At 54.2% G+C, this 26,513-nt stretch carries 23 protein-coding genes and 1 tRNA gene; 6 read left to right on the top strand and 18 right to left on the bottom strand.

The features are described 5' to 3' along the window. The 8 genes from rffA to trxA all read right to left on the bottom strand — a co-directional run bounded on the left by rffA (position 1) and on the right by trxA (position 8,642). Positions 1–1,131, bottom strand: a complete 1,131-nt coding sequence (gene rffA, locus AAE045_RS21520; RefSeq protein WP_455549435.1) for a dTDP-4-amino-4,6-dideoxygalactose transaminase — start codon at positions 1,129–1,131, stop codon at positions 1–3. 4 nt (positions 1,132–1,135) lie between these two features. Further along, positions 1,136–1,816, bottom strand: a complete 681-nt coding sequence (rffC, locus tag AAE045_RS21525; protein WP_455549436.1) for a dTDP-4-amino-4,6-dideoxy-D-galactose acyltransferase — start codon at positions 1,814–1,816, stop codon at positions 1,136–1,138. Positions 1,817–1,838: 22 nt separating this feature from the next. Further along, complete coding sequence (wecC, locus tag AAE045_RS21530) at positions 1,839–3,101, bottom strand: UDP-N-acetyl-D-mannosamine dehydrogenase (RefSeq protein ID WP_455549437.1); 1,263 nt, start codon at positions 3,099–3,101, stop codon at positions 1,839–1,841. Beyond that, positions 3,098–4,228 (bottom strand): non-hydrolyzing UDP-N-acetylglucosamine 2-epimerase, encoded by a 1,131-nt coding sequence (wecB, locus tag AAE045_RS21535; protein ID WP_455549438.1) that lies wholly within the window; start codon positions 4,226–4,228, stop codon positions 3,098–3,100. The genes wecC and wecB overlap by 4 nt, the downstream gene beginning before the upstream one ends. A gap of 58 nt (positions 4,229–4,286) precedes the next feature. After that, positions 4,287–5,336, bottom strand: a complete 1,050-nt coding sequence (gene wzzE, locus AAE045_RS21540; RefSeq protein ID WP_455549439.1) for an ECA polysaccharide chain length modulation protein — start codon at positions 5,334–5,336, stop codon at positions 4,287–4,289. Between the two features lie 14 nt (positions 5,337–5,350). Beyond that, positions 5,351–6,466 carry a UDP-N-acetylglucosamine--undecaprenyl-phosphate N-acetylglucosaminephosphotransferase gene (gene wecA, locus AAE045_RS21545; RefSeq protein WP_455549440.1) on the bottom strand — a complete coding sequence of 372 codons (1,116 nt, stop codon included), beginning with the start codon at positions 6,464–6,466 and terminating at the stop codon, positions 5,351–5,353. Positions 6,467–6,692: 226 nt separating this feature from the next. Continuing rightward, positions 6,693–7,952 (bottom strand): transcription termination factor Rho, encoded by a 1,260-nt coding sequence (rho, locus tag AAE045_RS21550; RefSeq protein ID WP_121266803.1) that lies wholly within the window; start codon positions 7,950–7,952, stop codon positions 6,693–6,695. A 360-nt stretch (positions 7,953–8,312) separates the two neighbouring features. Beyond that, the gene (gene trxA / locus AAE045_RS21555; RefSeq protein WP_455426209.1) at positions 8,313–8,642 is read right to left on the bottom strand and encodes a thioredoxin domain-containing protein; all 330 of its coding nucleotides are present in this window, start codon (positions 8,640–8,642) and stop codon (positions 8,313–8,315) included. Between the two features lie 131 nt (positions 8,643–8,773). Between trxA and rhlB the strand changes: the two genes are divergently transcribed. Together rhlB and gppA are read left to right on the top strand one after the other, a co-directional pair. After that, positions 8,774–10,045, top strand: coding sequence for an ATP-dependent RNA helicase RhlB (gene rhlB, locus AAE045_RS21560; RefSeq protein ID WP_455549441.1), 1,272 nt, complete (start codon positions 8,774–8,776; stop codon positions 10,043–10,045). A gap of 6 nt (positions 10,046–10,051) precedes the next feature. Continuing rightward, positions 10,052–11,536 carry a guanosine-5'-triphosphate,3'-diphosphate diphosphatase gene (gppA, locus tag AAE045_RS21565; RefSeq protein ID WP_455549442.1) on the top strand — a complete coding sequence of 495 codons (1,485 nt, stop codon included), beginning with the start codon at positions 10,052–10,054 and terminating at the stop codon, positions 11,534–11,536. A 4-nt stretch (positions 11,537–11,540) separates the two neighbouring features. Here the strand turns inward: gppA and rep are convergent, their stop codons facing one another. Then, positions 11,541–13,559, bottom strand: coding sequence for a DNA helicase Rep (gene rep, locus AAE045_RS21570; RefSeq protein ID WP_455549443.1), 2,019 nt, complete (start codon positions 13,557–13,559; stop codon positions 11,541–11,543). A gap of 83 nt (positions 13,560–13,642) precedes the next feature. Between rep and ppiC the strand changes: the two genes are divergently transcribed. Next, positions 13,643–13,924, top strand: a complete 282-nt coding sequence (gene ppiC, locus AAE045_RS21575; RefSeq protein WP_202307680.1) for a peptidylprolyl isomerase PpiC — start codon at positions 13,643–13,645, stop codon at positions 13,922–13,924. Between the two features lie 45 nt (positions 13,925–13,969). On the opposite strand, the gene ilvC is transcribed toward ppiC, so the two are convergent. Continuing rightward, on the bottom strand, positions 13,970–15,445 hold the full coding sequence (gene ilvC, locus AAE045_RS21580) for a ketol-acid reductoisomerase (RefSeq protein ID WP_455549444.1): 1,476 nt from the start codon (positions 15,443–15,445) through the stop codon (positions 13,970–13,972). 164 nt (positions 15,446–15,609) lie between these two features. Here ilvC and ilvY point away from each other — a divergent pair, with 164 nt between their 5' ends. Next, on the top strand, positions 15,610–16,503 hold the full coding sequence (gene ilvY, locus AAE045_RS21585) for an HTH-type transcriptional activator IlvY (RefSeq protein WP_202307717.1): 894 nt from the start codon (positions 15,610–15,612) through the stop codon (positions 16,501–16,503). Here ilvY and ilvA read toward each other — a convergent pair. From ilvA to ilvL, 6 genes are all read right to left on the bottom strand, one after another. After that, positions 16,500–18,044, bottom strand: coding sequence for a threonine ammonia-lyase, biosynthetic (gene ilvA, locus AAE045_RS21590; RefSeq protein ID WP_455549445.1), 1,545 nt, complete (start codon positions 18,042–18,044; stop codon positions 16,500–16,502). The genes ilvY and ilvA overlap by 4 nt on opposite strands. A 2-nt stretch (positions 18,045–18,046) precedes the next feature. Continuing rightward, the gene (gene ilvD, locus AAE045_RS21595; protein ID WP_455549446.1) at positions 18,047–19,897 is read right to left on the bottom strand and encodes a dihydroxy-acid dehydratase; all 1,851 of its coding nucleotides are present in this window, start codon (positions 19,895–19,897) and stop codon (positions 18,047–18,049) included. A gap of 62 nt (positions 19,898–19,959) precedes the next feature. Next, positions 19,960–20,892: a branched-chain amino acid transaminase gene (locus AAE045_RS21600; RefSeq protein WP_455549447.1), complete on the bottom strand. Its 933-nt coding sequence runs from the start codon at positions 20,890–20,892 to the stop codon at positions 19,960–19,962. Between the two features lie 17 nt (positions 20,893–20,909). Continuing rightward, positions 20,910–21,167: an acetolactate synthase 2 small subunit gene (ilvM, locus tag AAE045_RS21605; protein WP_455549448.1), complete on the bottom strand. Its 258-nt coding sequence runs from the start codon at positions 21,165–21,167 to the stop codon at positions 20,910–20,912. Next, positions 21,164–22,810, bottom strand: a complete 1,647-nt coding sequence (gene ilvG / locus AAE045_RS21610) for an acetolactate synthase 2 catalytic subunit (protein WP_455549449.1) — start codon at positions 22,808–22,810, stop codon at positions 21,164–21,166. Before ilvG ends, ilvM begins: the two co-directional genes overlap by 4 nt. A gap of 139 nt (positions 22,811–22,949) precedes the next feature. Next, positions 22,950–23,048 (bottom strand): ilv operon leader peptide, encoded by a 99-nt coding sequence (gene ilvL / locus AAE045_RS21615; RefSeq protein ID WP_072279198.1) that lies wholly within the window; start codon positions 23,046–23,048, stop codon positions 22,950–22,952. Positions 23,049–23,399: 351 nt separating this feature from the next. Here ilvL and AAE045_RS21620 point away from each other — a divergent pair, with 351 nt between their 5' ends. Next, a complete protein-coding gene (locus AAE045_RS21620; RefSeq protein WP_455549450.1) occupies positions 23,400–24,920 on the top strand; it encodes a YifB family Mg chelatase-like AAA ATPase in 1,521 nt (506 codons plus the stop codon). Between the two features lie 26 nt (positions 24,921–24,946). On the opposite strand, the gene AAE045_RS21625 is transcribed toward AAE045_RS21620, so the two are convergent. After that, the gene (locus AAE045_RS21625; protein ID WP_455549451.1) at positions 24,947–25,285 is read right to left on the bottom strand and encodes a DUF413 domain-containing protein; all 339 of its coding nucleotides are present in this window, start codon (positions 25,283–25,285) and stop codon (positions 24,947–24,949) included. A 119-nt stretch (positions 25,286–25,404) separates the two neighbouring features. Here AAE045_RS21625 and hdfR point away from each other — a divergent pair, with 119 nt between their 5' ends. Continuing rightward, positions 25,405–26,229, top strand: coding sequence for an HTH-type transcriptional regulator HdfR (hdfR, locus tag AAE045_RS21630; RefSeq protein ID WP_455549452.1), 825 nt, complete (start codon positions 25,405–25,407; stop codon positions 26,227–26,229). Between the two features lie 80 nt (positions 26,230–26,309). On the opposite strand, the gene AAE045_RS21635 is transcribed toward hdfR, so the two are convergent. Next, a tRNA-Trp gene (locus AAE045_RS21635) sits at positions 26,310–26,385 on the bottom strand. Positions 26,386–26,513 lie beyond the last annotated feature (128 nt).

The raw sequence follows: 26,513 nt of genomic DNA on the forward strand, positions 1-26,513 counted from the left end.
TCAGGAGAGGTAGCTTAACAGCGTATTGATAACGGTACGCTGGTTAGCCGGGGCGAGGTTGTAGAACAGCGGCAGGCGCACCAGGCGTTCGCTCTCTTTAGTGGTGAAACGATCTTCACCGTGGAAGTAACCGAACTTCTCCCCTGCGGGGCAGGAGTGCAGCGGGATGTAGTGGAACACCGCCAAAATTTCAGCTTCTTTCAGATATGAGATCAGGGCCGTACGATCTTCTACGTCGCGCAGCTTGATGTAGAACATGTGGGCGTTCTGCACGCAGTTTTCCGGCACCGAAGGCAGTTCGATACGTCCGGCGCGTGCAAGCGGGGCCAGCGCGTCGTGGTAGGTTTGCCAGAGCTTCAGGCGCTGCTGGTTAATCTTCTCCGCGGCTTCTAACTGCGCCCAGAGATAGGCAGCCTGGAGATCCGCCATCAGATAGCTGGAGCCGATATCGCGCCAGGTGTACTTATCGACCTGACCACGGAAGAACTGGCTGCGGTTAGTGCCCTTTTCGCGGACGATCTCCGCACGTTCAATCAACGATGGGTCGTTAATCAGCGTCGCGCCGCCTTCACCGCCGGCAGTATAGTTTTTGGTTTCGTGGAAGCTGAAGCAGCCGATATGACCAATTGAACCCAGCGCGCGGCCTTTATAGGTAGACATCACGCCCTGCGCGGCATCTTCCACAACAAACAGGTCGTGCTTCTTCGCCAGCGCCATAATGGTGTCCATCTCGCAGGCGACGCCCGCATAGTGGACCGGCACGATTACGCGGGTTTTTTCGGTGATGGCCGCTTCAATCAGCGTTTCGTCGATGTTCATGGTATCCGGGCGGATATCCACAAAGACGATGGTCGCCCCGCGCAGCACGAAGGCGTTCGCGGTCGAAACGAAGGTGTAGCTCGGCATGATGACCTCATCGCCGGGCTTAATGTTCAGCAGAATGGCGGCCATCTCCAGGGAGGCGGTACAGGACGGCGTCAGCAACACTTTTTTGCTGCCAAAACGCTGTTCCATCCACTGCTGGCAGCGACGCGTGAAGCCGCCGTCGCCGCAGAGCTTGCCGCTCCCCATCGCAGCCTGCATGTATTCGATTTCCGTACCTACAACCGGCGGAGCATTAAATGGGATCATTTTTTCACCTGTATAACCAGAAGGCGGTGCTTTCTACTGTGGCACCGCTTTGAATGTAGCGTCGCAGCGCGGCGGTATTGCTTATCTGCGTGGCGATGCGCAAAGTGGAGATATTGCGGTGCTGGCACCACTCCGCAGCAGCATTCATCAATTTCTCTCCTGCGCCACGCCCCGCCAGCAATCCCACGCGAGCTTCTTTATCGTTTAGCTGGCGCAGGCTGACAAAACCGTTTATCTCATCGCCCGTTTTAAGCAGCAGACACTCATGATCAAACGTGCCGAGCACGGCGTTTTCAATCCACTGTGCGTAAAAGCGTCCGCTGTCGTCGGGCTGATACCACGGTGCGCGAAAGCGGCTCTGGGTAAAGATTTGAGCGGCCATAGCGCGCAGCCTGGGAATGTCAGCGGATTGCGCCCTTATTGCAGAAGAACGAGCATGATTCATGCCAACATCCATCACCAAATCGACTTCCCCTTCTACCAGCTGAAAGCCGAGCTGCTGAAGGCCGTCGAGCCAGTCGGTGCGATGGGCAGGGATTTTAGCCTGCACTCTTCCGTACGCGGCCAGCTGTTCCAGCGTAAGCGCCGGGGCATTATCCGCAAAGCGAACGATGCCGCTGTGGACGCTAAAGAACTGGTTCTCCCAGTCCAGGCTTTCAAGCCGTGCGCGTAGCTGAGCAATCATGATTTGGCCTCAGCGCGGCGAGCTAGCGCCAGACGCCTTTAGTATCGACAATCCAGCGCTGCTGGACTTTATCCGCCGCGACGGCTTTAAACTCGTTATGATCAACGAGCATTACCAGCACATCTGCCTGTTGCAGAGCGGCGTCCAGGGTTACCAGCTGGCAATTTTCTTGCAGCTTTTTCGGCAGCTGATGGATATTTGGCTCGACTACCAGCGTTTCACCGCTGTGCCAGTCGGCAATCATCCGGGTGATTTCCATCGCCGGGCTTTCACGCAGGTCATCGATGTTGGGTTTAAAGGCGAGGCCGAAGCAGGCGATTTTGAGCTCGCTTGCACGACCGCCGCTTTCTGCAAGGCTGTCGGCCACGGCGGCTTTAACCTGATTATTGACCCAGTGCGGCTTGCCGTCGTTGACTTCACGGGCGGTGCGAATCAGGCGCGCCTGCGCCGGGTTCTGAGCCACGATGAACCAGGGATCGACCGCGATACAGTGCCCGCCTACGCCTGGCCCGGGCTGAAGAATGTTGACGCGAGGATGGCGATTTGCCAGACGAATCAGTTCCCACACGTTAATACCCTGATCGGCACAAATCAGCGAGAGTTCGTTGGCAAAAGCAATGTTGACGTCGCGGAAGCTGTTTTCGGTCAGCTTACACATTTCCGCCGTGCGGGAGTTTGTAACAACGCACTCGCCTTCAAGGAAGATTTTGTACAGTTCGCTGGCGCGCGCCGAGCAAACCGGGGTCATGCCGCCAATCACTCGGTCGTTCTTGATAAGCTCGACCATCACCTGGCCCGGCAGGACACGCTCTGGGCAATAAGCAACGTTGATATCCGCCGCCTCACCTGCCTGCTGCGGGAAGCTCAGATCCGGACGCAGCGCCGCCAGCCATTCGGCCATCTGCTCTGTTGAACCGACCGGAGACGTGGATTCCAGGATCACCAGCGCGCCCTTCTTAAGCACGGGGGCGATAGATTCCGCTGCGGACTTCACGAAGGCCATGTCTGGTTCGTGATCGCCCTGGAACGGTGTAGGCACGGCGATCAGGTAGGCGTCCGCTTCGACGGGCTGCGTGCTCGCACGCAAGAAACCGGCTTCAACGGCTGTTTTCACAACCTTATCCAGGTCCGGTTCAACGATATGGATAGCGCCACGGTTGATGGTATCCACCGCGTGCTGGTTAATATCGATTCCGACTACGGTTTTCTGACGGGAGGCAAACGCCGCCGCCGTAGGTAAACCTATATAGCCAAGGCCAATAACGGAGATGGTTGAAAAACTCATTGTTTCACCTGATTTTTCTTCAGTGCTGCCAAAATATGCTCGCATGCGCTGCCGTTCCCGTAAGGGTTGTGCGCACGACTCATCACTTGATATTCATTTTCATCACGCAGCAGGCGCGTAACTTCGCGGACAATGACCGAGGGGTCGGTGCCGACCAGACGAACGGTGCCCGCTTTTACGGCTTCCGGACGCTCCGTAGTGTCGCGCATGACCAGCACAGGTTTGCCGAGGGATGGAGCCTCCTCCTGAATGCCGCCCGAGTCCGTCAGAATCAGATACGCATGGTTCATCAGGTAGACGAACGGCAGATACTCCTGCGGTTTGATCAGCACAATGTTGTCGACCTTGCCAAGAATGCGCTCAACCGGCTCGCTCACGTTTGGATTGAGGTGAACCGGATAGACAATCTGAACATCGCTGTTTTCTTTGGCGATTTCGGCAAGCGCAAGACAGATTCGCTCAAAACCATCGCCGAAGCTTTCCCGGCGATGGCCGGTAACCAGAATCAGCTTCTTTGAGGGATCGAGGAATGGATGGCACTGGGCGAGGCTGCTGCGAAGTTCGTCGTCCGCCATTACGCGGTCGCGCACGGAAATCAGCGCATCGATCACCGTGTTGCCGGTGACAAAAATTTTGTTATCGTCGATGTTCTCGCGCAGCAGGTTCTGGCGTGAATTTTCGGTTGGCGCGAAATGGTACATGGCAAGATGCCCGGTTAACGTCCGGTTTGCCTCTTCCGGCCACGGGGAGTAGAGATCGCCCGTGCGCAGGCCAGCTTCAACGTGGCCAACGGGGATGCGCTGGTAAAATGCGGCCAGGCTGGTTGCCATCGTGGTAGTGGTATCGCCATGCACCAGCACAACATCCGGTTTGAACGACTCAAGGATCGGTTTCAGCCCTTCCAGAATGCGACAGGTTATTTCCGTTAACCCCTGCCCCGGACTCATAATGTTGAGATCGTAATCAGGCTTGATGGAGAATAAATTTAAAACCTGATCCAGCATCTCGCGATGCTGGGCCGTCACACAAACCTTTGCGTCAAAAAACGCGTCTTTTGCCAACGCGTGGACCAGCGGGGCCATTTTAATGGCTTCTGGTCGCGTGCCAAAAACTGTTAACACTTTCACAGCGATTCTCTTTTGTTAAAAGGGTAAAGGCCCATCCGTAGGACCTCCACCTGAGGGGTTATAACGCTTTAGGGCGACGGGCTAAAGCCACACCAGCACCTATCAGGGCCCCTACCGCACCCCACATCACCAACAAGAACGCGCGGCGCGGGCTGTCGCGTTTCACGGGCTCTTCCGGGGTACGTAAATAGCGGTATGTCTGGAATCGAGGATCGAGGGTCGGGCCAACGTTCAGCGTGGAAAGCATGGCACGATTTTGATCGTAGTCGATGTCGTAGTCAGGCCCTACCGCCTGAAGATTTTCAAGCCTTGCCTGCAGCATCGGGCGGCCCAGCATGAACATTTCCGAATCTGGTAGTTCGTCAGCCGGCACTTCCGTTTCGCTTTTCGCAATATTCTGCTGCTCGGCGATTTTCAGCGCCTGCTCGATGCTTTTCACTTTGCGGTCGTAAATGGATTTAGCCACCATTTCCTGGCGCTTCACCTGAGCTTTCATCTGTACGGTACGTGCGTTCCACGCTCCGGTCAGCTCTTCATTCAGGTGGCTTGCGGCACGCTGGCTGGCGAAAGCAACATACTGACGAAGCAGGTTATTCGCATCCGGAGCAGTTTCAGCGATGAGCTTGACGCTGTCGTTGAGGTTGCGGGTGATATCACCAGCGGTGAACTGAATATTATCCACCATCTCGTCAAGCAGGGCAGCGTCTGCTTTGCTGTTGCCAACCTGGCGCTGCTTGTAATAATCAGTCTGCAGCCAGAAATCGCGGCGGGTATCGTAAGCAGAGAGCTGCATGACGAACTCTTTGTAGGCTTCGTCCATCACCGAGGGCTGATCCACCGGTGCTGAATTAGCGCGGATATCCAGATTGCGGAGGAATTGCTGCTGAGAGTAATACCCCCCCAGCATGTTGACCGTAGGACGATCGGTTATCGCGTTGGCGCTCCATTCCTGACGTGCAAAAAAGGTATAGATCAGCGCGATAAGGGCGAACGCAACCGCGATACCGATTATCCAGAACTTTCCTTTCCACAGTGTCCGGAACAAACCACGAATGTCCAGCTCGTTGTCTACCATTCCCGGGTTACTTCCTGGCACGTTTTGTCTCATCACTTCCCCAAGATCTATTTTGTAAGGGTTGGTTTTTTATTATGGCTTCGGCGCATGCGCCTTTTTACGCGTTTGATAAAGCGAGCAACTTTCCATGCTCGTTTAATACAGTATCCATAGAGCATAAAAGCAAGCAAGAACAATGCCAACATTGCCCATTCTGGAACAATAACAAAATATTCACCCACTACGCCGACTGCCGCCAGCAGGGCCGCAGCAAGTGTAATCAGTGCAAACGCCTGACGGGAGGTAAAACCTGCCCGCATGATAAGGTGATGAATGTGCTGTCGATCTGCTGAGAACGGGCTTTGCCCTTTCCTCAGACGACGATACATGATGGCTATCATGTCCATCAAGGGGATAGCGATGATCCAGAGCGCTGTAACTGGACTTATAGGATTTGCCGGACCCTGGGTCGTCTGTAGCAGTATCCATATCAGCGTAAAGCCGATAAAAGTACTTCCCGCATCCCCCATAAAAACTTTGTATCGGCGGCCAAGCGCGCCGAGGTTGAGCAATATATAGGGAAGAATGGCGGCGATCATGGCGAAACACCACATCGCAAGACTGGTCTGGCCATCGAAAAAGAGAATAATCCCGAGAGCGGCAAACGAAACGCTGGACAATCCACCAAGCAAACCATCGATGCCGTCCACCATATTAAAGGCGTTTATTGCGGCCCAAACGGCGAAAAGGGTGACAATATAACCGAACGGGCCTAACAGGAATTCCCAGTTGCCCAGGATATACCCCAGATTACTGAGATACAGGCCGCCATAGGCCATCATTACCACTGCAACGACAGCCTGAGTAATAGCGCGAATTTTAACGCTGATATCAAACCGATCGTCGAGTGCGCCCACCAGAACCAGGGCGCCCGCACAGATCAGATATAGGCGTGCATGAGGGATGTAGTAGCCAGAGGAGAGCCAGGAAAAGAAAAATGCGAAGCATACGCCTGCATAGACAGAGATCCCCCCGACCAACGGGATCAAACCCTGGTGCCGCTTGCGATAATTAGGTCTATCAACAAGGCCTAGTTTTTTTGCAGATTTACGCGCAAAAAATAAAAAGACCAGGGTGAAGATAAAGACAAGAATGAGGTCTGTACTCAGACTGAGTAAGTTCACAATATACGGCTCTCTGCTAAATCATGCAGTTATTAAAGCAAAAAACATACCAAAACTAAAATATTGAATTATTTAGGCCTGATTTTAAGAATGATCGCTGTTCTTTTTCATGACTTTCTTCACTCGCATCAGTATGACGTTATATGTTCTTTGGTGCAGATATAGCGTATATACCACAAAAGAAAAACGCCACGTCTAAGCGTGGCGTTCCCCGAGTTTTTATTGCTTACGAGCGCTTCATCATGTCGAAGAATTCGTCGTTGGTTTTCGTCATCGCCAACTTGTTGATGAGGAATTCCATCGCGTCGATTTCACCCATTGGATGGATGATCTTACGCAGGATCCACATTTTCTGCAGCTCTTCCTGAGTGGTGAGCAGCTCTTCTTTACGCGTACCTGAACGGTTGTAGTCGATAGCAGGGAACACGCGCTTCTCAGCGATTTTACGCGCCAGATGCAGTTCCATGTTGCCGGTACCTTTAAATTCTTCGTAGATAACTTCATCCATTTTAGAACCGGTATCAACCAGCGCGGTCGCGATGATGGTCAGGCTACCGCCCTCTTCTACGTTACGCGCAGCGCCGAAGAAGCGTTTTGGACGATGCAGGGCGTTCGCATCCACACCACCTGTCAGTACTTTACCGGATGCTGGTACAACGGTGTTGTAGGCACGGGCCAGACGGGTGATGGAATCGAGCAGGATAATAACGTCTTTCTTGTGCTCAACCAGGCGCTTCGCTTTTTCGATAACCATTTCGGCTACCTGAACGTGTCGGGACGCTGGCTCATCAAAGGTAGAAGCAACAACTTCACCTTTAACCAGACGCTGCATCTCGGTCACTTCTTCCGGACGTTCGTCGATGAGCAGAACCATCAGTACGCAATCCGGGTGGTTATAAGCGATGCTCTGCGCAATGTTTTGCAGCAGCATGGTTTTACCGGCTTTTGGCGGTGCCACGATCAGGCCACGCTGGCCACGACCGATTGGCGATGCCAGATCCAGTACGCGAGCCGTTAAGTCTTCGGTAGAACCATTACCACGTTCCATGCGCAAACGAGAGTTGGCATGTAATGGGGTCAGGTTTTCAAACAGGATTTTGCTACGCGCGTTTTCCGGTTTGTCATAGTTAACTTCGTTTACTTTCAGCAGGGCAAAGTAACGCTCGCCTTCTTTCGGCGGACGAATCTTACCGGAGATGGTATCCCCTGTGCGGAGGTTGAAACGGCGGATTTGGCTGGGAGAAACGTAGATGTCGTCGGGACCGGCGAGGTAGGAGCTGTCTGCGGAGCGGAGGAAACCAAATCCGTCCTGCAGTATCTCCAGCACACCGTCGCCAAAGATATCTTCGCCACTCTTCGCATGTTGCTTCAGGATAGAGAAGATGATGTCCTGTTTGCGCATGCGGGCCTGGTTCTCAAGCCCCATATTTTCGCCGAGAGTAATCAGCTCAGAAACCGGCGTATTCTTTAATTCGGTAAGATTCATAATGGTGGGTTCTTAAACTCGGGGTAAATCTCGAACATGTTTCGTGAATGGTATGGCAGGAAATCCATGCCTGTTTAATGGCCAGCACCACATGTCTTATCGCTGCCTGGTCATAGGGTAAACGCAGAACTGAAACGATACGACGGAATGGGTGATACGCCCGAAATCGATTATGCAACCCTGTGCTCACTGTGAAATTGGTGTCTTAGCGATAACGAATGGGAAGCATCGGGTATTACTTAGGTTCAAACTTTAAGACAAGTTCTAAGGTGCAGTAAAAGTAACTTAGCATGACTGACGCCGGGCGTCCAGCGGCTCGCAAAAAATTGCAAACCCGGTACCGCGCCGGCTGAGTTTCCATTAAGCCAGATTGCTTTCCAGGAACTCTTTTAACTGGCCTTTTGACAGCGCACCAACTTTGGTGGCGGCCACTTCACCGTTCTTGAACAGCAGCAGCGTTGGGATACCGCGAATGCCGTAGCGTGGCGCAGTCCCCGGGTTCTCATCGATGTTCAGTTTAGCAACGGTCAGTTTGCCCTGAAATTCATCAGCGATTTCATCAAGAATCGGGGCGATCATTTTGCAAGGACCACACCACTCTGCCCAGAAATCAACGAGGATCAACCCGTCAGCTTTTAATACGTCCGTGTCGAAACTGTCGTCAGTCAGGTGAATAATTTTATCGCTCATGTTCTACTCCACAGGATTATGTCTACCTTGTTGGTGTAGCATTAACCAACTCAGGGTGACTTTATTTCACCCCGTTTATTTCAACGGATGTGCTTTCGTAAAGCAATAGTAAACTGATATTCTACCACACTATGAGCAAAACACATTTGACCGAACAGAAGTTTTCCGACTTCGCCCTGCACCCGAAGGTGATTGAAGCCCTTGAAACTAAAGGATTTCATTACTGCACCCCCATTCAGGCACTGGCACTACCGCTGACGCTGGCGAATCGTGACGTTGCAGGTCAGGCGCAAACCGGTACTGGCAAAACGATGGCGTTCTTAACGTCAACGTTCCATTATTTACTCTCTCACCCTGTTCCGGAGAACCGTCAGGTGAACCAGCCGCGTGCCTTAATTATGGCGCCGACTCGTGAACTGGCAGTGCAGATCCACTCCGATGCAGAGCCGTTGGCGCAGGCCACGGGCCTGAAAATCGGCCTGGCATACGGTGGCGATGGCTACGATAAACAGCTTAAGGTGCTGGAAAGTGGCGTCGATATTCTGATTGGCACAACCGGTCGTTTAATCGACTACGCCAAGCAAAATCACATTAATTTAGGCTCTATTCAGGTTGTTGTGCTGGACGAAGCGGACCGCATGTACGACCTGGGCTTCATTAAAGATATCCGCTGGCTGTTCCGCCGCATGCCGCCGGTCACCCAGCGTCTCAATATGCTGTTCTCAGCAACGCTCTCTTATCGCGTCCGTGAACTGGCGTTCGAGCAGATGAACAACGCCGAATACGTGGAAGTTGAACCGGAGCAGAAAACCGGCCACCGTATTAAAGAAGAGCTGTTCTACCCTTCTAACGACGAAAAAATGCGCCTGCTGCAGACGCTGATCGAAGAAGAGTGGCCAGACCGAGCCATCATCTTTGCAAACACCAAGCACCGCTGTGAAGATATCTGGGGTCACCTGGCCGCAGACGGACACCGCGTTGGTTTGCTGACCGGTGACGTGGCGCAGAAAAAACGCCTGCGTATTCTGGATGAGTTCACCCGTGGCGATCTGGATATTCTGGTAGCAACCGACGTTGCCGCCCGCGGCCTGCATATCCCAGCCGTAACGCACGTGTTCAACTACGACCTGCCGGATGACTGTGAAGATTACGTTCACCGCATTGGCCGTACCGGTCGTGCTGGCGCAAGCGGTCACTCGATCAGCCTGGCCTGTGAAGATTACGCGCTGAACCTTTCTGCTATCGAAACCTATATTGGCCATTCGATTCCAGTCAGCAAATACAAACCAGAAGCACTGTTAAGCGAGCTTCCACCACCGAAACGCCTGACCCGTACCCGTTCCGGTAACGGTCCTCGCCGTGGTGGCGGTGCGCCCCGTGGTAACCGTCGTCGCGCAGGTTAAAAATCTATGCTCAGCTCCACCTCACTGTATGCCGCTATTGATTTAGGTTCTAACAGTTTCCATATGTTAGTTGTGCGTGAGGTGGCTGGGACGATTCAGACCCTGGCCCGCATCAAGCGAAAAGTTCGCCTTGCCGCGGGCTTAAGCGGCGATAATACCCTTTCGCCTGAAGCGATGGAGCGCGGCTGGCAGTGCCTGCGCTTGTTTGCTGAACGTCTACAGGATATCCCCCAAACGCAAATCCGGGTTGTTGCTACGGCAACGCTGCGTCTTGCAACCAACGCCAACGAATTCATAGAGAAAGCCGAGAAGATTCTGGGCTGCCCTGTACAAATTATTCGTGGCGAGGAAGAAGCCCGCCTCATTTATCAAGGCGTCGCCCATACCACCGGCGGAGCCGACCAGCGCCTCGTTGTCGACATTGGCGGTGCCAGCACCGAGTTAGTGACCGGCACCGGTGCGCAAACCACGGCGCTGTTTAGCCTGTCGATGGGCTGCGTCACCTGGCTGGAACGCTTTTTCAGCGATCGTAATCTGGCAAAAGAAAATTTTGCCGCTGCAGAAGCGGCCGCCAGCGAAGTGCTTAAGCCGGTGCTTGATGAGTTAAAGCATCATGGCTGGAAGGTTTGCGTCGGTGCCTCCGGCACGGTTCAGGCGCTGCAGGAAATCATGATGGCGCAGGGCATGGACGAGCGCATCACGCTTGCTAAACTGCAGCAGCTTAAACAGCGCGCCATTCAGTGCGGTCGTCTTGAAGAGCTGGAAATTGAAGGGCTGACGCTCGAGCGAGCGCTGGTTTTCCCAAGCGGGCTGGCCATTCTTATCGCCATCTTCGAACAGCTCAATATTGACTGTATGACACTTGCGGGCGGGGCGCTGCGTGAAGGCCTGGTCTACGGCATGCTGCATCTTACCGTCGATCAGGAAATTCGCAGCCGTACCATTCGCAACGTGCAGCGTCGGTTTATGGTGGATATCCCCCAGGCCGAGCGCGTACAGCAGCTGGCGCAGGCATTTGCCGACGGCGTCGCGGATGAGTGGGATCTGGATACGCTGAGCAAAGATATGCTGCGCAGCGCGGCGCTGCTCCATGAGATCGGGCTAAGCGTGGATTTCAGACAGGCACCGGTGCATGCGGCTTATCTGGTAAGAAATCTGGATCTACCGGGCTACACGCCTGCTCAGAAAAAACTTCTGGCTACGCTGCTGCTGAACCAGACCAACCCGGTCGATCTCTCGTCACTCCACCAGCAAAATGCCGTACCGCCCCGTATTGCGGAGCGTCTTTGTCGGCTTCTGCGTTTAGCAATTATCTTCGCCAGCCGCCGTCGCGATGACATCCTGCCAGCCATCGAACTTCAGGCTGAAGGTGAAGCGCTGCATCTTAAGCTGCCGTCAAACTGGCTTGCCTGCCACCCGCTAGGGGCAGAACTGCTGGAGCAGGAAAGCCTGTGGCAAAGCTATGTTCACTGGGCGCTTACCGTTAAATAATTTTTTAAGGACCCTTCAGGTTGTGCTTCGCCCGAATCGCGGCCAGGCGGCTCTGTCCTTGTTCCATTCTGGCCTCGGCAGAAACCACTTTACGCTCCTGCTCCCACTGCAGGTCATCCTGCGGCAATTCCAGCAGGAAGCGGCTTGGCTCCGGGCGTACCAGCTCACCATACTGTCTGCGCTCCTTACAGAGCGTAAACGTCAGCTCTTTCTGAGCGCGGGTGATGCCAACGTAGGCCAGACGGCGCTCTTCATCAATGTTGTCCTCGTCGATACTGCTCTGGTGGGGCAGCAGCCCCTCCTCCATGCCGACTAAAAAGACGTAGGGGAATTCCAGCCCTTTCGAGGCGTGGAGCGTCATCAGCTGAACCTGGTCCGCCTCTTCGTCGCTTTCTCCGCGCTCCATCATGTCGCGCAGCGTGAATCTTGTGACGACCTGAGTCAGCGTCATTGCCTCGTCTATATCCGAGCCTTCAAGCATTTCCGTCATCCAGCTGAACAGCTGATTGACGTTCTTCATACGCATTTCCGCCGCTTTCGGGCTCGGGGACGTTTCGTAAAGCCAGCTTTCGTAGTCCACCCCATGGATAAGATCGCGTACTGCCGCAACCGGCTCTCGTTCGGCAAGCGTTGCCACATCGCGCAGCCAGTGGGTAAACCGCTGAAGCGACTCCAGGCCGCGTCCGCTTAGCGTCTGGCTGAGACCAAAATCGAAGCTGGCGGTAAACAGGCTTTTATTACGCTGCATCGCCCACTCGCCCAGCTTCTGCAGCGTAGCAGGCCCGATTTCGCGCTTGGGCGTGTTGACGATGCGCAGGAAAGCGCTGTCGTCATCCGGGTTGGTAAGCACGCGCAGATAGGCCAGCAGATCTTTGATTTCAGGGCGGGAGAAGAAAGACGTACCGCCGGAGATGCGATACGGGATGCGGTTTTGCATCAGCATCTTCTCGAACACCCGCGACTGGAAGTTACCGCGATAGAGGATCGCGTAATCTTTATAGCCGGTTTTATTAATAAAATGGTGGGCGATAAGTTCGCCAATGACGCGCTCCGCCTCGTGTTCCTCGCTGTTGGCGGTAACCACTTTCAGCTCCGCACCGTAGCCCAGCTCCGAAAAGAGTCGTTTTTCGAAAACGTGCGGGTTATTGGCGATGAGAATGTTCGCCGCTTTAAGGATGCGCCCGGAGGAACGATAGTTCTGCTCAAGCTTGATGACCTGCAAAGCCGGAAAATCCTGGCTCAGCAGCACGAGGTTTTGCGGGCGGGCACCGCGCCAGGAATAGATTGACTGATCGTCATCCCCCACCACGGTAAAGCGCGCGCGCGCGCCAACCAGCAGCTTCACCAGCTCGTACTGGCTGGTGTTGGTATCCTGATATTCATCCACCAGCAGATAGCGAATGCGGTTTTGCCAGCGCTCGCGGACTTCCTCGTTACGCTGCAAAAGCATTGTTGGCAACGCAATCAAATCGTCAAAATCCAGCACGTTGCAGGATTTCAGGTGCGTATCGTACAGGCCATAGCAATGAGCGAAAATGCGATCCCGCTCGCCCTTTGCCTGCGCCGCCGCCTGAGAGGGCGTCAGCAGATCGTTTTTCCAGTTGGAGATCGTCGAGATCAGCTGCTGAAGCAGCGTTTTATCGTCTTCGAGCAGCCCTTCCGTCAGCTCTTTAAGCAGCGCAACCTGATCGGTATCGTCAAACAGCGAGAAGTTTGACTTCATACCGAGCGCTACGTATTCACGCTTGATAATTTCCAGACCCAGCGTATGGAACGTTGAGATCAGCAGACCGCGGGCCTCTTTGCGACCCAGCGTTTGCGCCACACGCTCTTTCATCTCGCGGGCCGCCTTGTTAGTAAAGGTGACGGCGGCAATATGACGCGCCTGATAGCCACATTCGCGAATCAAATGCGCCATTTTATTGGTGATCACTCGCGTTTTGCCGGAGCCAGCGCCCGCCAGGACCAGGCAGGGTCCGGTGACAAATTCGACGGCTTGTTGTTGGCCAGGGTTTAAACGCATAAGGTCACTCAATGAAAGTCAGGAGGGAAGAAAAACAGCGTGGTAGTATAGCGAGCGTAATCCATACGACTCAAGGTACTATCATGGCAAAAACCGCGGCAGCACTGCATATCCTTGTTAAGGAAGAAAAACAGGCCCAGGAAATTCTCGAACAGCTGAAAAACGGCGGCGACTTCGAAAAGCTGGCTAAGAAGCACTCCACCTGCCCGTCAGGCAAAAAAGGCGGACATTTGGGCGAGTTCCGCCAGGGCCAGATGGTTCCGGCGTTTGATAAAGTGGTGTTCTCCTGCCCGCTGCTGGAGCCTTACGGCCCGCTGCATACCCAGTTCGGTTACCACATCATTAAGGTGCTGTACCGTAACTAAAAGAAAGGCCGGGAAATTTCCCGGCCTTTTTGCATCTACTGAAGATTAACCCGCTACAGCAATGCGTTTCATATCGGTCATGTAGCCACGCAGCTTCTGGCCCACTTTCTCGATTTCATGGTTGCGGATGGCTTCGTTTACGTCACGCAGCTGGGCGTTGTCTACCGCAGCGGCCGGGATTTCTTTACCCAGATCGCCTGCCTGAATCGTTGTCATGAACTCTTTCAGCAGCGGTACCGCAGCGTAAGAGAACAGGTAGTTACCGTACTCTGCGGTATCCGAGATAACCACGTTCATTTCGTACAGACGCTTACGAGCGATGGTGTTCGCAATCAGCGGCAGCTCGTGCAGTGACTCGTAGTAAGCAGACTCTTCGATGATGCCCGCATCAACCATGGTTTCGAAGGCCAGCTCAACGCCCGCTTTCACCATGGCGATCATCAGAACGCCTTTATCGAAGTACTCCTGCTCAGAGATTTTACCTTCAAACTGCGGCGCGGTTTCAAACGCGGTTTTGCCGGTCTCTTCGCGCCAGGTCAGCAGGTTTTTATCGTCGTTCGCCCAGTCAGCCATCATGCCGGAGGAGAACTCACCGGAGATGATGTCGTCCATATGTTTCTGGAACAGCGGTGCCATGATGGTTTTCAACTGCTCGGATAATGCGTAAGCACGGATTTTCGCCGGGTTGGACAGACGGTCCATCATCAGCGTAATGCCGCCCTGCTTCAGGGCTTCGGTGATGGTTTCCCAGCCGAACTGGATCAGTTTTTCTGCGTATGCCGGGTCGGTACCTTCTTCCACCAGCTTGTCGAAGCACAGCAGGGAACCCGCCTGCAGCATGCCGCACAGAATAGTTTGCTCGCCCATCAGGTCAGATTTCACTTCCGCCACGAAGGAAGATTCCAGTACGCCCGCACGGTGACCGCCAGTTGCAGCAGCCCAGGCCTTAGCGATAGCCATGCCTTCGCCCTTCGGATCGTTTTCCGGGTGAACCGCAATCAGCGTTGGAACGCCGAAACCGCGTTTGTATTCTTCACGAACTTCGGTGCCCGGGCACTTAGGCGCAACCATCACCACGGTGATGTCCTTACGGATTTGCTCGCCGACTTCAACCACGTTAAAGCCGTGGGAGTAGCCCAGCGCCGCGCCGTCTTTCATCATTGGCTGAACGGCTTTAACCACCGCAGAGTGCTGCTTGTCTGGCGTCAGGTTAACAACCAGGTCAGCCTGTGGGATCAGCTCTTCGTATGTACCAACCTTGAAGCCGTTTTCAGTCGCTTTACGCCATGAAGCGCGTTTTTCAGCAATGGCTTCTGAGCGCAGAGCGTAGGCAACGTCCAGACCGGAGTCACGCATGTTCAGGCCCTGGTTCAGACCCTGCGCGCCACAGCCGACGATGACGACTTTTTTACCTTTGAGGTAGCTTGCTTCATCGGCGAATTCGCTACGCGCCATGAAACGACATTTACCCAGTTGCGCCAGCTGCTGACGCAGGTTCAAGGTGTTGAAATAATTAGCCATCGTAGGACTCCGTGATTGTCGTGTTGTGTTTCTTGTAAGGGTCGCAAGCCGTGTCATGTTTGCGAGAATGAAACCACTATATGACAGGAAATGCGTTGCTGAAATTGATATATTAACAACGTGACGTTGCAAAAACTGCAACATAAAAAGAAGGGTTGATGACCATGGATTTACGCGATCTGAAAACGTTTCTCCACCTTGCGGAAAGCCGCCACTTTGGACGCAGCGCAAGGGCGATGCATGTCAGCCCGTCAACGCTTTCACGCCAGATCCAGCGTCTTGAGGACGATCTTGGCCAGCCGCTTTTTCTACGCGATAACCGCACCGTCACGCTAACCGAAGCTGGCGAGCAGCTCAGGCAGTTCGCGCAGCACACGCTTTTGCAGTACCAGCAGATGCGCCATACCATCGGCCAGGAAGGCCCTTCGCTTTCCGGAGAGCTGCATCTCTTCTGTTCGGTTACGGCAGCCTACAGCCATTTGCCGCCGATTCTGGATCGATTCCGCGCCGAGCACCCGAATGTGGAAATCAAACTGACAACCGGCGACGCGGCGGATGCGGTGGAAAAAGTAGATTCTGACGAGGCCGATCTGGCGATTGCCGGCAAGCCGGAATCCCTGCCGCCGGGCATTGCTTTCTCAATGCTGGAAAACCTGGCCGTGGTGCTTATCGCCCCCGCTCTGCCCTGCCCGGTTCGCAACCTGGTCAGCACGCCCGAGCCAGACTGGAACAAAGTGCCCTTTATCATGGCGGACCAGGGGCCGGTGCGCCGCCGCATCGAACTGTGGTTCCGCAGGCAGAAAATCAGCAACCCGTTTATCTACGCGACCGTGGCCGGGCATGAAGCAATGGTGTCGATGGTCGCGCTGGGCTGTGGCGTGGCGCTGCTGCCGGAAATCGTGCTGGAAAACAGCCCCGAACCGGTGCGTAACCGCGTGCAAATCCTCGAGCGGAGCGAAGAGGATGCACCGTTCGAACTTGGCGTTTGTGCACAAAAAAAGCGGCTCAATGAGCCGCTTGTGAATGCGTTCTGGAAATTACTGCCCGGCAGCCACTAGCCCGCAAGGAAGAAGCGGAACGCCGGATTATTGGTTTCGTCGTGGCAGTCGTAGCCCAGTTCGTTCAGGCGCGTTTCGAAATCTGGCTCGTTATCGCCAAGCTCGAACGCCGCCAGCACGCGACCGTAGTCCGTACCGTGGCTGCGGTAGTGGAACAGGGAAATGTTCCAGTGCGTACCCAGCGTTTGCAGGAACTTCAGCAGCGCACCCGGCGACTCCGGGAATTCAAAGCTGTAGAGGCGCTCGCGAAGCGGCTTGGAGGGACGTCCACCCACCATATACCGCACGTGAAGCTTCGCCATTTCGTCGTCGGACAAATCGACAACGCCGTAGCCCCCTTCGTTCAGCAGGGCAAGGATCTCATGCCGCTCTTCCAGACCGCGAGTCAAACGCACGCCGACGAAAATACAGGCCTCCGCCGAGCTTGAATACCGATAGTTAAATTCGGTGACGGAGCGGCCGCCCAGCAGCTGGCAGAACTTCAGGAAGCTGCCTTTTTCTTCCGGAATAGTGACCGCAAGTAAGGCTTCGCGTTGCTCCCCCAGTTCACAGCGTTCAGAAACGTAACGCAGCCCGTGGAAGTTAACGTTCGCGCCAGACAGAACGTGCGCCAGGCGCTCGCCGCGAATCTGATGCTGCTGGATATACTTCTTCATACCCGCCAGGGCCAGCGCGCCGGAAGGTTCCGCCACTGCGCGCACATCCTCGAAGAGATCTTTCATTGCCGCGCAGATTGCATCGCTGTCTACGGTGATGATGTCGTCGAGATACTCCTGGCAGACACGGAAGGTCTCATCGCCGATGCGCTTAACCGCCACGCCTTCAGCAAACAAACCAACTCGCGCCAAATCTACGGGCTTGCCCGCATCCAGCGCAGCTTTAAGGCAGGCCGAATCTTCTGCTTCAACCGCAATCACTTTGATTTGCGGCATGAGCTGCTTAATCAGAACCGCTACGCCCGCCGCCAGACCACCGCCGCCGACCGGGACGAACACCCGGTCGATGTGGGCGTCCTGCTGCAGCAGCTCCAGCGCCAGCGTGCCCTGCCCGGCAATCACTGCCGGATGGTCGAACGGTGGCACATAGGTGAAGCCCTGCTGCTGCGAAAGCTCGATTGCCCGCGCTTTAGCTTCATCAAAGTTAGCGCCGTGCAGCAGTACTTCGCCGCCGAATGCTCTTACCGCATCCACTTTGATATCCGCGGTAGCAACTGGCATCACGATCAGCGACTTGATACCCAGACGAGTGGAAGAGAGCGCCACACCCTGAGCGTGGTTCCCGGCCGAAGCCGTAATCACGCCGCTGGCTTTTTGCTCGCTGTTCAGCCCGGCAATCATGGCGTACGCGCCGCGCAGCTTGAAGCTGTGCACCGGCTGACGATCTTCACGCTTCACCAGAATGACGTTATCCAGACGGGATGACAGCTTTTTCATCTTCTGCAACGGGGTAACCTGAGCGACCTCGTAAACGGGTGAACGGAGTACGGCACGCAGATATTCCGCCCCACAGGGGGCGTCGGGTAGCGGTTGTGACTCAGCCATGGTTAGCCTCCAAGCTTACTTTTATCGCGCACCGCGCCTTTATCGGCGCTGGTGGCAAGCATGGCGTAAGCGCGCAGAGCGAAGGAAACCTGGCGCTCACGGTTACGAGGAGTCCACGCCTGGTCACCACGCGCTTCCTGCGCTTCACGACGAGCAGCCATTTCCTGATCGCTCAATTGCAGTTGGATCCCACGGTTCGGGATATCAATCGCAATCATGTCGCCATCTTCAATCAGCGCAATGTTGCCACCGCTGGCCGCTTCAGGCGAAACGTGACCGATAGACAGCCCGGATGTACCGCCGGAGAAACGACCGTCGGTCACCAGCGCACAGGCCTTGCCCAGCCCCATCGATTTCAGGAAGGTCGTTGGGTAGAGCATTTCCTGCATGCCCGGCCCGCCTTTTGGCCCTTCGTAGCGGATAACGACCACGTCGCCCGCGACGACTTTGCCACCCAGTATTGCCTCAACCGCATCATCCTGGCTTTCGTAGACTTTTGCAGGGCCACGGAATACCAGGCTTTCGTCGTCCACACCCGCGGTTTTTACGATACAGCCGTTTTCAGCGAAGTTGCCGTACAGCACCGCCAGACCACCTTCCTGGCTATAGGCATTTTCTTTAGAACGGATACAGCCGTTTTGGCGATCAACATCCAGAGAATCCCAACGGCAGGACTGCGAGAAAGCTTTTGTGGTACGAATGCCTGCCGGACCTGCGGAGAACATGCTTTTCACGCTTTCGTCTTTGGTCAGCATGACATCGTACTGTTCCAGCGTTTGCGTCAGGGTCAGACCAAGAACGTTTTTCACATTGCGATGCAGTAAGCCACCGCGATCCAGTTCGCCCAAAATACCGATTACGCCACCCGCACGGTGAACGTCTTCCATATGGTATTTCTGGGTGCTCGGCGCGACCTTACACAGCTGTGGCACCTTGCGGGACAGCTGATCGATATCCGTCATGGTGAAATCGAGTTCGGCTTCCTGAGCCGCCGCCAGCAGGTGCAGAACGGTGTTAGTGGAGCCGCCCATCGCGACATCCAGCGTCATAGCATTCTCAAACGCTTCTTTGCTGGCGATGCTGCGTGGCAGTGCACTTTCATCATCCTGCTCGTAATAACGTTTGGTCAGAGCGACGATGCGTTTACCGGCATTCAGGAATAACTCTTTACGATCGGAATGCGTGGCCAGCAGCGAACCGTTACCCGGCTGAGACAGGCCCAGAGCTTCAGTCAGGCAGTTCATCGAGTTCGCGGTGAACATACCGGAACAGGAGCCGCAGGTTGGGCAAGCGGAACGTTCGACCTGCTCGCTTTGCTCGTCGCTCACTTTCGGGTCAGCGCCCTGAATCATCGCATCAACCAGGTCGAGTTTGATGATTTGGTCAGACAGTTTGGTTTTCCCGGCTTCCATCGGGCCGCCGGAAACGAAGATAACCGGGATGTTCAGGCGCAGCGACGCCATTAACATCCCCGGGGTGATTTTGTCGCAGTTGGAGATACAAACCATCGCATCTGCGCAGTGGGCATTTACCATGTACTCCACGGAATCGGCAATCAGCTCGCGGGACGGCAGAGAATAAAGCATACCGCCGTGGCCCATCGCGATGCCGTCATCCACGGCAATGGTGTTGAACTCTTTCGCTACGCCGCCGGAGGCTTCGATTTGTTCGGCAACAAGCTTACCCAGATCGCGCAGGTGAACGTGGCCCGGCACGAACTGGGTAAAGGAGTTCACTACCGCAATAATTGGCTTGCCGAAATCATCATCGGTCATTCCGGTTGCGCGCCACAGTGCGCGGGCACCCGCCATATTACGGCCGTGGGTGGTGGTAGCTGAACGGTACTTTGGCATGCTGATTTACTCCAGTCTGTCAGGGTGCGGACGGTTTGTTACCCTCCGCCTGATTATTATTTTTACTGTGGGTTTACCGGATCTAACCAGCCCCATTTATCTTCGGTTTCACCCGTGAACAGGCCAAAGAACGCCTGCTGAATACGCTTGGTCACCGGCCCACAGCGACCTTCGCCCACCTGAATACCATCAACGCTGCGTACCGGGGTAATTTCCGCGGCGGTACCGGACATGAAGACTTCATCCGACAGATAGAGCGATTCGCGGGAAAGCACCTGCTCGCGCACCTCGATACCCAGATCTTTTGCCAGCTTGATGATGGCGTCGCGGGTAATGCCAGGCAGCGCGGAAGAGGTAAACGGCGGAGTAAACAGCACGCCATCTTTCACTTCAAAGAGGTTTTCACCAGCGCCTTCTGAGAGGAAGCCCTGCACGTCCAGCGCGATCCCTTCCTGATAACCATGGCGGCGAGCTTCGCTACCGACCAGCAGGGAAGAAAGATAGTTACCACCGGCTTTTGCCGCGGTTGGAATGGTGTTTGGTGCGGCACGGTTCCAGGAGGAAACCATCGCGTCGATCCCTTGATCCAGCGCTTCTGCGCCGAGATAAGCACCCCATGGGAAGGCTGCGATGATCACATCAGTGGTATAACCGTCCGGCGGGTTAACGCCCATACCCACATCACCCACAAAGACCAGAGGGCGGATGTACGCGCTGCTCAGGTTGTTTTTGCGGATAACGGCACGACAGGCTTCCATTAACTCATCGACACTTTGCGAAACAGGAAAACGGTAGATTTTGGCGGAGTCACGCAGACGCTGCATGTGTTCGCGATGGCGGAACACCACTGGGCCAAGGTGTGAATCGTAGCAACGGATGCCTTCAAATACGGAGGTGCCGTAGTGCAACGCGTGGGACATAACGTGGACTTTCGCCTCGCCCCACGGGGTCATTTCACCATTGAACCAGATGTAATCAGCTTTCTTCGTTGTCATGTTGCTTCCTTTTGCGCTCAGGCGCGGATTTGTTGTGTTGTTGGTTGCTGGATTTCTACGCAGGCGACGTCGACCAGCTTGCTTAATTGACTAAACAGTAATTCGACCGGGCGGAGGCTTGCAACGGTCAATTCAATATTAATGTTGTCCGAATTCCCAAGGGTCGCCATGTTCATCGAGCAGAGCTGAAAACCACGGTGGCGGACCACGCGTAATACGCGCTCCAGGGTTTCAGGACGAAAACGGGCCTGCACGGCGAGCTGATGTTGCATCATGATAATTTCTCCAGCATTTGCGAATTACTGGCACCGGGCGGTACCAACGGCCAGACGTTCTCGTACTCATCGATTGAAACATGCAGCATGTAGGGGCCTTCGCTGTTCAACAGCGCATCGATGGCATCTTCTACCTGGTCTTTACGGGTGATGTGCTGGCCTGGGATACCGAAGGCGCGGGCCAGCATGAGGAAATCGGGATTATCGGAGAGGTTTGTTTCGCTGTAGCGTTCTGAGAAAAACATCTGCTGCCACTGGCGAACCATGCCTAACCGCTGGTTATCCAGCAAAACGATCTTCAGCGGCAGCTGTTTTCGTTTGACGGTGCCCAGCTCCTGAACATTCATCATGAACGAGCCGTCACCGGAGATACAGATAACCGTGTCGTTCGGTCGCGCAACCTGTGCACCAACGGCGGCGGGTAAACCAAAGCCCATCGTTCCGAGGCCGCTGGAGGTGATGAAGTTTTCCGGACGTGTGAAAGTCATGTGCTGAGCCGTCCACATCTGGTGCTGGCCTACATCCGTGGTAATCACGCAATCCTGCGGTTTACGGTCGGAGAGCTGCCTGAGCAACAGCGGAGCAAAAATGGCCTCGCCCGGGTGATCGTAACGCCACGGGTTAGCCTCCCGTAATGCCACGACTTCCTGCTGCCATTCGCTGATATCCAGCGGCTGCTGCAGCGCCTGCAATAACTGAGTTAAATCTCCCTGCAGGCTAACGTGTGCCTGGCGTAATTTGCCCAGCTCGGCGGGGTCGATATCCATATGGATGACTTTGGCATGCGGTGCGAAGGTGTTCAGCTTCCCGGTAACGCGGTCGTCAAATCTGGCGCCTACCGCAATCAACAAGTCGCATTCCTGTACGGCCAGATTAGCTGCTTTCGTACCGTGCATCCCCAGCATACCTGTATAAAACGGATGCCCGGCAGGTACAGCACCCAGTCCTTTCAGGGTCACGGCAGAAGGCATATTCGTTACCGCGATAAATTCGCGCAGGGCAGGTACTGCCTGTGCCATCCCAACGCCCCCGCCTACATACAGCATCGGTTTGCGGGCGCTGGCTAATAATTCGCGGGCCTGAGTCAGCTCACTATAAGGCAGGGTAAATTCATCTTCGATGGTGGACAGCCAGGGCTCAAGCTCGCCTTGCGCCAGCTGAATATCTTTAGGGATATCAACCAGAACGGGGCCCGGGCGGCCGGAATTTGCGATTTCGAAAGCTTCAGAGAGGACGCGAGGTAAATCATCCAGAGATTCGACGAGGAAGCTATGTTTGGTACAGGCCAGCGACAGACCTAAAACGTCAACTTCCTGAAAGGCATCGGTACCGATGAAGGGAGCCGCAACCTGGCCGGTGATGGCAACAACGGGAACGGAATCTAATAGCGCATCTGCAAGGCCGGTGATCAGGTTCGTTGCTCCAGGCCCTGAGGTTGCAATACAAACCCCTGTCTTCCCTGTAGAGCGTGCGTAGCCTATGGCCGCCATCGCCGCGCCCTGCTCATGACGACAGAGTAAATGCTCTACCCCACCGTCGTACAACGCATCGTAGACAGGCATGATCGCGCCGCCAGGATAACCGAAAACTGTCTCAACACCCTGCGCTCGCAAAGCATGTACCACCCACTGTGCACCATTCATAGTTTGTTCCCCGCCTCAGTTCCGCATAAACAGCATATTATGCTGAAACACTTCGTCTGTTCTCTTTTGAAATTCTCTGCCCAATAAAAAACCCCCGGACCTTTCGGTGCGGGGGTTCTTTTCGATTCAGGCTTGATTTTTAAGCCTTTCTTTCTCCAAGTGCAGCCCCGCACGGTGGGATAATAATCACCACCACGCTAATCACGACCAGGCTAATCACTCGTAGAAGGGCTTTCATATTCTGTATGTTCTGACATCTAGTTCGAAGTAATGCCTACAGAGTTATCACAGAGACAAAGGTAAGCACAAGATTTTTTTATGACGCCATCGACATTTTTAAATAATGAAAACTAAAAAGCATTATTTTTCATGACATAAGGCGATAGTGAAAAAAATTCACTCTCCTCCATTTTCAAGCCATTTTACTTCGCGTACTAATAATAAAATTATACTGCGAGCCCCTTCGCAAACATTCCTGCAATGCTGAAACGGCCCCAAAAATACTGGAACAGGCTTCCAGAGAAAAATCTTCCCGGTTTGGCGATATACAGATGAACTGGCAGGGTAAGACATCTTCTAAGGAGGGAGTATGTCACTGGCAGTCATCAACACACGAGCCGCACTCGGCATTACCGCTCCACTGGTCACCGTTGAGGTTCATCTGAGCCAGGGGTTGCCGGGCTTAACGCTGGTTGGCTTACCGGAGACAACCGTAAGGGAAGCCCGTGACCGCGTACGTAGCGCTCTGATCAACAGCGGCTACACATTTCCGGCAAGGAAAATAACCATCAATCTGGCGCCAGCCGACCTGCCGAAAGAGGGGGGCAGATATGACCTTCCCATTGCTCTCGCGCTGCTCGCAGCCTCTGAGCAGCTTTCAATGGACAATCTGGGTCGATATGAGTTCGTGGGGGAGTTAGCGCTTACAGGCGCTTTACGGGGCGTTCCCGGTGCTATTTCCGCTGCGATGGAAGCCCTCAAAGCCGGCAGAAGCATCATTGTCGCAGAAGAAAATGCCGGCGAGCTTGGCTTAATCAAACAGCCCGGCTGCCTTACAGCAAATCATCTTACGCAGGTTTGTGCCTTTCTTGAAAAAAGAGGAGAGCTGAACCGTCCGGCACCGCAGCGAGAATGGCAGTCAGAGCATACTGAGGATATAAACGAAATTTATGGTCAGTCGCAGGGAAAGCGAGCCTTAGAGATTACGGCCGCCGGTGGGCATAACTTACTGTTAATCGGGCCGCCGGGTACGGGAAAAACCATGCTTGCCAGTCGTCTGACGACAATCATGCCTTCCCTTAACGATGTGGAAGCCCTCGACAGTGCGGCGATCCTGAGCCTGGTCAATCCCCATGACCTGCAGAAGAAATGGCGTCAGCGTCCTTTCAGAGCGCCCCACCACAGCGCATCGTTGACAGCGATGGTCGGCGGCGGCGGGATCCCTGCGCCGGGGGAGATATCTCTAGCTCATAATGGAGTGCTGTTCCTTGATGAGCTGCCCGAGTTTGAAAGGCGCGTGCTGGATGCGTTACGTGAACCCATAGAATCCGGGGAGATTCATATTTCGCGAACCCGGGCGAAAATCACCTACCCCGCGCGTTTCCAGCTTCTGGCGGCGATGAATCCCAGCCCTACAGGCCACTATCAAGGTAGCCACAACCGTTCCTCCCCAGACCAGACATTGCGTTACCTGAGCCGTCTGTCCGGGCCTTTTCTTGACCGCTTCGATCTTTCCGTTGAAATACCCCTCCCGCCATCCGGCATGCTGAGTAACCCTGGGAATAAAAGTGAAAGCAGTGGTGAGGTCAAAACCAGAGTAATAAGGACACAGCAGCGGCAATACCTGCGGCAGAACAAGCTGAATGCACGGTTAAGCAACCATGAAATACGGAAGCATTGTGATATCGCTCTGGAGGATGCGGTATGGCTGGAAGAGACGTTGGTGAAGCTAGGGTTATCGATACGGGCGTGGCAACGGCTACTAAAAGTTGCAAGGACCATTGCGGACCTGCAGGAGGCAGAACAAATCAGGCGGGAACATCTTCTTGAGGCGCTTAGCTACCGGGCAATAGACCGCATGCTAATTCATCTGCAACAGCTGGTGGGATAAAAAATGGGGCCGAAGCCCCATTTTTGTTAATCGTCGCTGTCGGTGAAATCTTCCACCGTATCCATCTGCGGCTTGCCGCCAGACAGAGTATGGAAACGCTTAGGGCGCTTGATGCGTGACATATACTTGCTCCACACGCGCTCTGCTTCCGTGACCGGCTCACGCTGTCCACGGCATACTGCAACGAATAACACTTCTTCTTCTGTACCTGGTTCACGCTTGCCGAGATCCAGTTCATTGAACGCAAAACCATGACGTTCAAGTAACTGTGCCTCTTTAATGGTGAAATCACCATGGCGAGCGAACCCGCGCGGATAATGTTTATTGTCGAAAAACCGATTAGTCGTCGTAAAGCTTTCCGCCATCCTACACGCTCCTAATTCTCTTGGCCGAGCTATTTATGGCGCGGAGTATTAGTTACGCTTGACAGAGCGTCAAACAAAACATTTAAATCATAACGACAAATTATTTTTGGGAGCGAGTTGTGGATACCGAATTACTGAAAACCTTTCTGGAAGTGAGCCGCACCCGTCATTTTGGACGTGCTGCTGAAGCACTCTATCTGACGCAGTCCGCCGTGAGTTTTCGTATTCGCCAGCTCGAGAATCAACTGGGTGTGAATCTTTTTACCAGACATCGCAATAACATACGGCTTACCACCGCTGGAGAGCGTCTGTTGCCCTACGCTGAAAACCTGATGAGCATCTGGCTTGCGGCCAAGAAAGAGGTTTCTCATACCTCCCAGCACAACCAGATCACCATCGGTGCCAGCGCCTCGTTATGGGAATGCCTGCTTTCTGAGTGGTTAACTTCTCTTTATCAGCAACATAGCGGGTTTCAGTTCGAAGCACGAATTGCACAGCGTCAGTCGCTGGTTAAACAGCTCCATGAACGCCAGCTGGATTTGCTCGTCACCACCGAAGCGCCAAAAATGGATGAGTTCTCCAGCCAGTTATTGGGTCATTTCGACCTGGCCCTTTTCGCCGCATCGCAGCAGCAGAAAAAAGAAGACCTCACTTACGTAAGACTGGAATGGGGTCCAGACTTCCAACAGCATGAGGCCGGGCTGATCAGCAATGATGACATTCCAATCCTGACAACAAGCTCAGCGAAGATAGTCAGTAAAATGCTCAAATCGCTTAATGGGTATGCGTTTTTACCCGTCGAATGGGCTAAAGGACAGGATGAAATTTATCAGATGGAAGAAACGAAACTGCTATCCCGACCGCTGTATGCCATTTGGTTACAGAACAGTGACAAACAGGGCACAATCAAAGAGTTACTTAAGACACAACTTATAGCGCAGTAATGCGCTTTTGTTTTTAGAGGAAGGAACTTACAAAATTTCAGGCAAAAAAAAATCCTTTGCCTAAGCAAAGGATCATTATATGGCAGGGGCGGAGAGACTCGAACTCGCGACACCCGGTTTTGGAGACCGGTGCTCTACCAACTGAGCTACGCCCCTAAATGACGCTTATTATTAAGCCCGCTGATTAAGCAGGCATAATTTTTTTATTAAGTGGCGGAACGGACGGGACTCGAACCCGCGACCCCCTGCGTGACAGGCAGGTATTCTAACCGACTGAACTACCG

This window comes from Dryocola clanedunensis (assembly GCF_038405435.1).
GTDB classification, from domain to species: Bacteria; Pseudomonadota; Gammaproteobacteria; order Enterobacterales; family Enterobacteriaceae; genus Dryocola; species Dryocola clanedunensis_A.

What these genes read in the sequence shown, in the direction of transcription:
- trxA (WP_455426209.1), bottom strand. Translation starts at nt 8,642, where the DNA reads ATGAGCGATAAAATTATTCACCTGACTGACGACAGTTTCGACACGGAC.
- ilvG (WP_455549449.1), bottom strand. Translation starts at nt 22,810, where the DNA reads ATGAATGGTGCACAGTGGGTGGTACATGCTTTGCGAGCGCAGGGTGTT.
- gppA (WP_455549442.1), top strand. Translation starts at nt 10,052, where the DNA reads ATGCTCAGCTCCACCTCACTGTATGCCGCTATTGATTTAGGTTCTAAC.
- rffC (WP_455549436.1), bottom strand. Translation starts at nt 1,816, where the DNA reads ATGATTGCTCAGCTACGCGCACGGCTTGAAAGCCTGGACTGGGAGAAC.
- AAE045_RS21620 (WP_455549450.1), top strand. Translation starts at nt 23,400, where the DNA reads ATGTCACTGGCAGTCATCAACACACGAGCCGCACTCGGCATTACCGCT.
- ilvD (WP_455549446.1), bottom strand. Translation starts at nt 19,897, where the DNA reads ATGCCAAAGTACCGTTCAGCTACCACCACCCACGGCCGTAATATGGCG.
- ilvA (WP_455549445.1), bottom strand. Translation starts at nt 18,044, where the DNA reads ATGGCTGAGTCACAACCGCTACCCGACGCCCCCTGTGGGGCGGAATAT.
- AAE045_RS21600 (WP_455549447.1), bottom strand. Translation starts at nt 20,892, where the DNA reads ATGACAACGAAGAAAGCTGATTACATCTGGTTCAATGGTGAAATGACC.
- ppiC (WP_202307680.1), top strand. Translation starts at nt 13,643, where the DNA reads ATGGCAAAAACCGCGGCAGCACTGCATATCCTTGTTAAGGAAGAAAAA.
- ilvM (WP_455549448.1), bottom strand. Translation starts at nt 21,167, where the DNA reads ATGATGCAACATCAGCTCGCCGTGCAGGCCCGTTTTCGTCCTGAAACC.
- wecC (WP_455549437.1), bottom strand. Translation starts at nt 3,101, where the DNA reads ATGAGTTTTTCAACCATCTCCGTTATTGGCCTTGGCTATATAGGTTTA.
- ilvC (WP_455549444.1), bottom strand. Translation starts at nt 15,445, where the DNA reads ATGGCTAATTATTTCAACACCTTGAACCTGCGTCAGCAGCTGGCGCAA.
- rffA (WP_455549435.1), bottom strand. Translation starts at nt 1,131, where the DNA reads ATGATCCCATTTAATGCTCCGCCGGTTGTAGGTACGGAAATCGAATAC.
- rho (WP_121266803.1), bottom strand. Translation starts at nt 7,952, where the DNA reads ATGAATCTTACCGAATTAAAGAATACGCCGGTTTCTGAGCTGATTACT.
- ilvY (WP_202307717.1), top strand. Translation starts at nt 15,610, where the DNA reads ATGGATTTACGCGATCTGAAAACGTTTCTCCACCTTGCGGAAAGCCGC.
- rhlB (WP_455549441.1), top strand. Translation starts at nt 8,774, where the DNA reads ATGAGCAAAACACATTTGACCGAACAGAAGTTTTCCGACTTCGCCCTG.
- ilvL (WP_072279198.1), bottom strand. Translation starts at nt 23,048, where the DNA reads ATGAAAGCCCTTCTACGAGTGATTAGCCTGGTCGTGATTAGCGTGGTG.
- rep (WP_455549443.1), bottom strand. Translation starts at nt 13,559, where the DNA reads ATGCGTTTAAACCCTGGCCAACAACAAGCCGTCGAATTTGTCACCGGA.
- wzzE (WP_455549439.1), bottom strand. Translation starts at nt 5,336, where the DNA reads ATGAGACAAAACGTGCCAGGAAGTAACCCGGGAATGGTAGACAACGAG.
- AAE045_RS21625 (WP_455549451.1), bottom strand. Translation starts at nt 25,285, where the DNA reads ATGGCGGAAAGCTTTACGACGACTAATCGGTTTTTCGACAATAAACAT.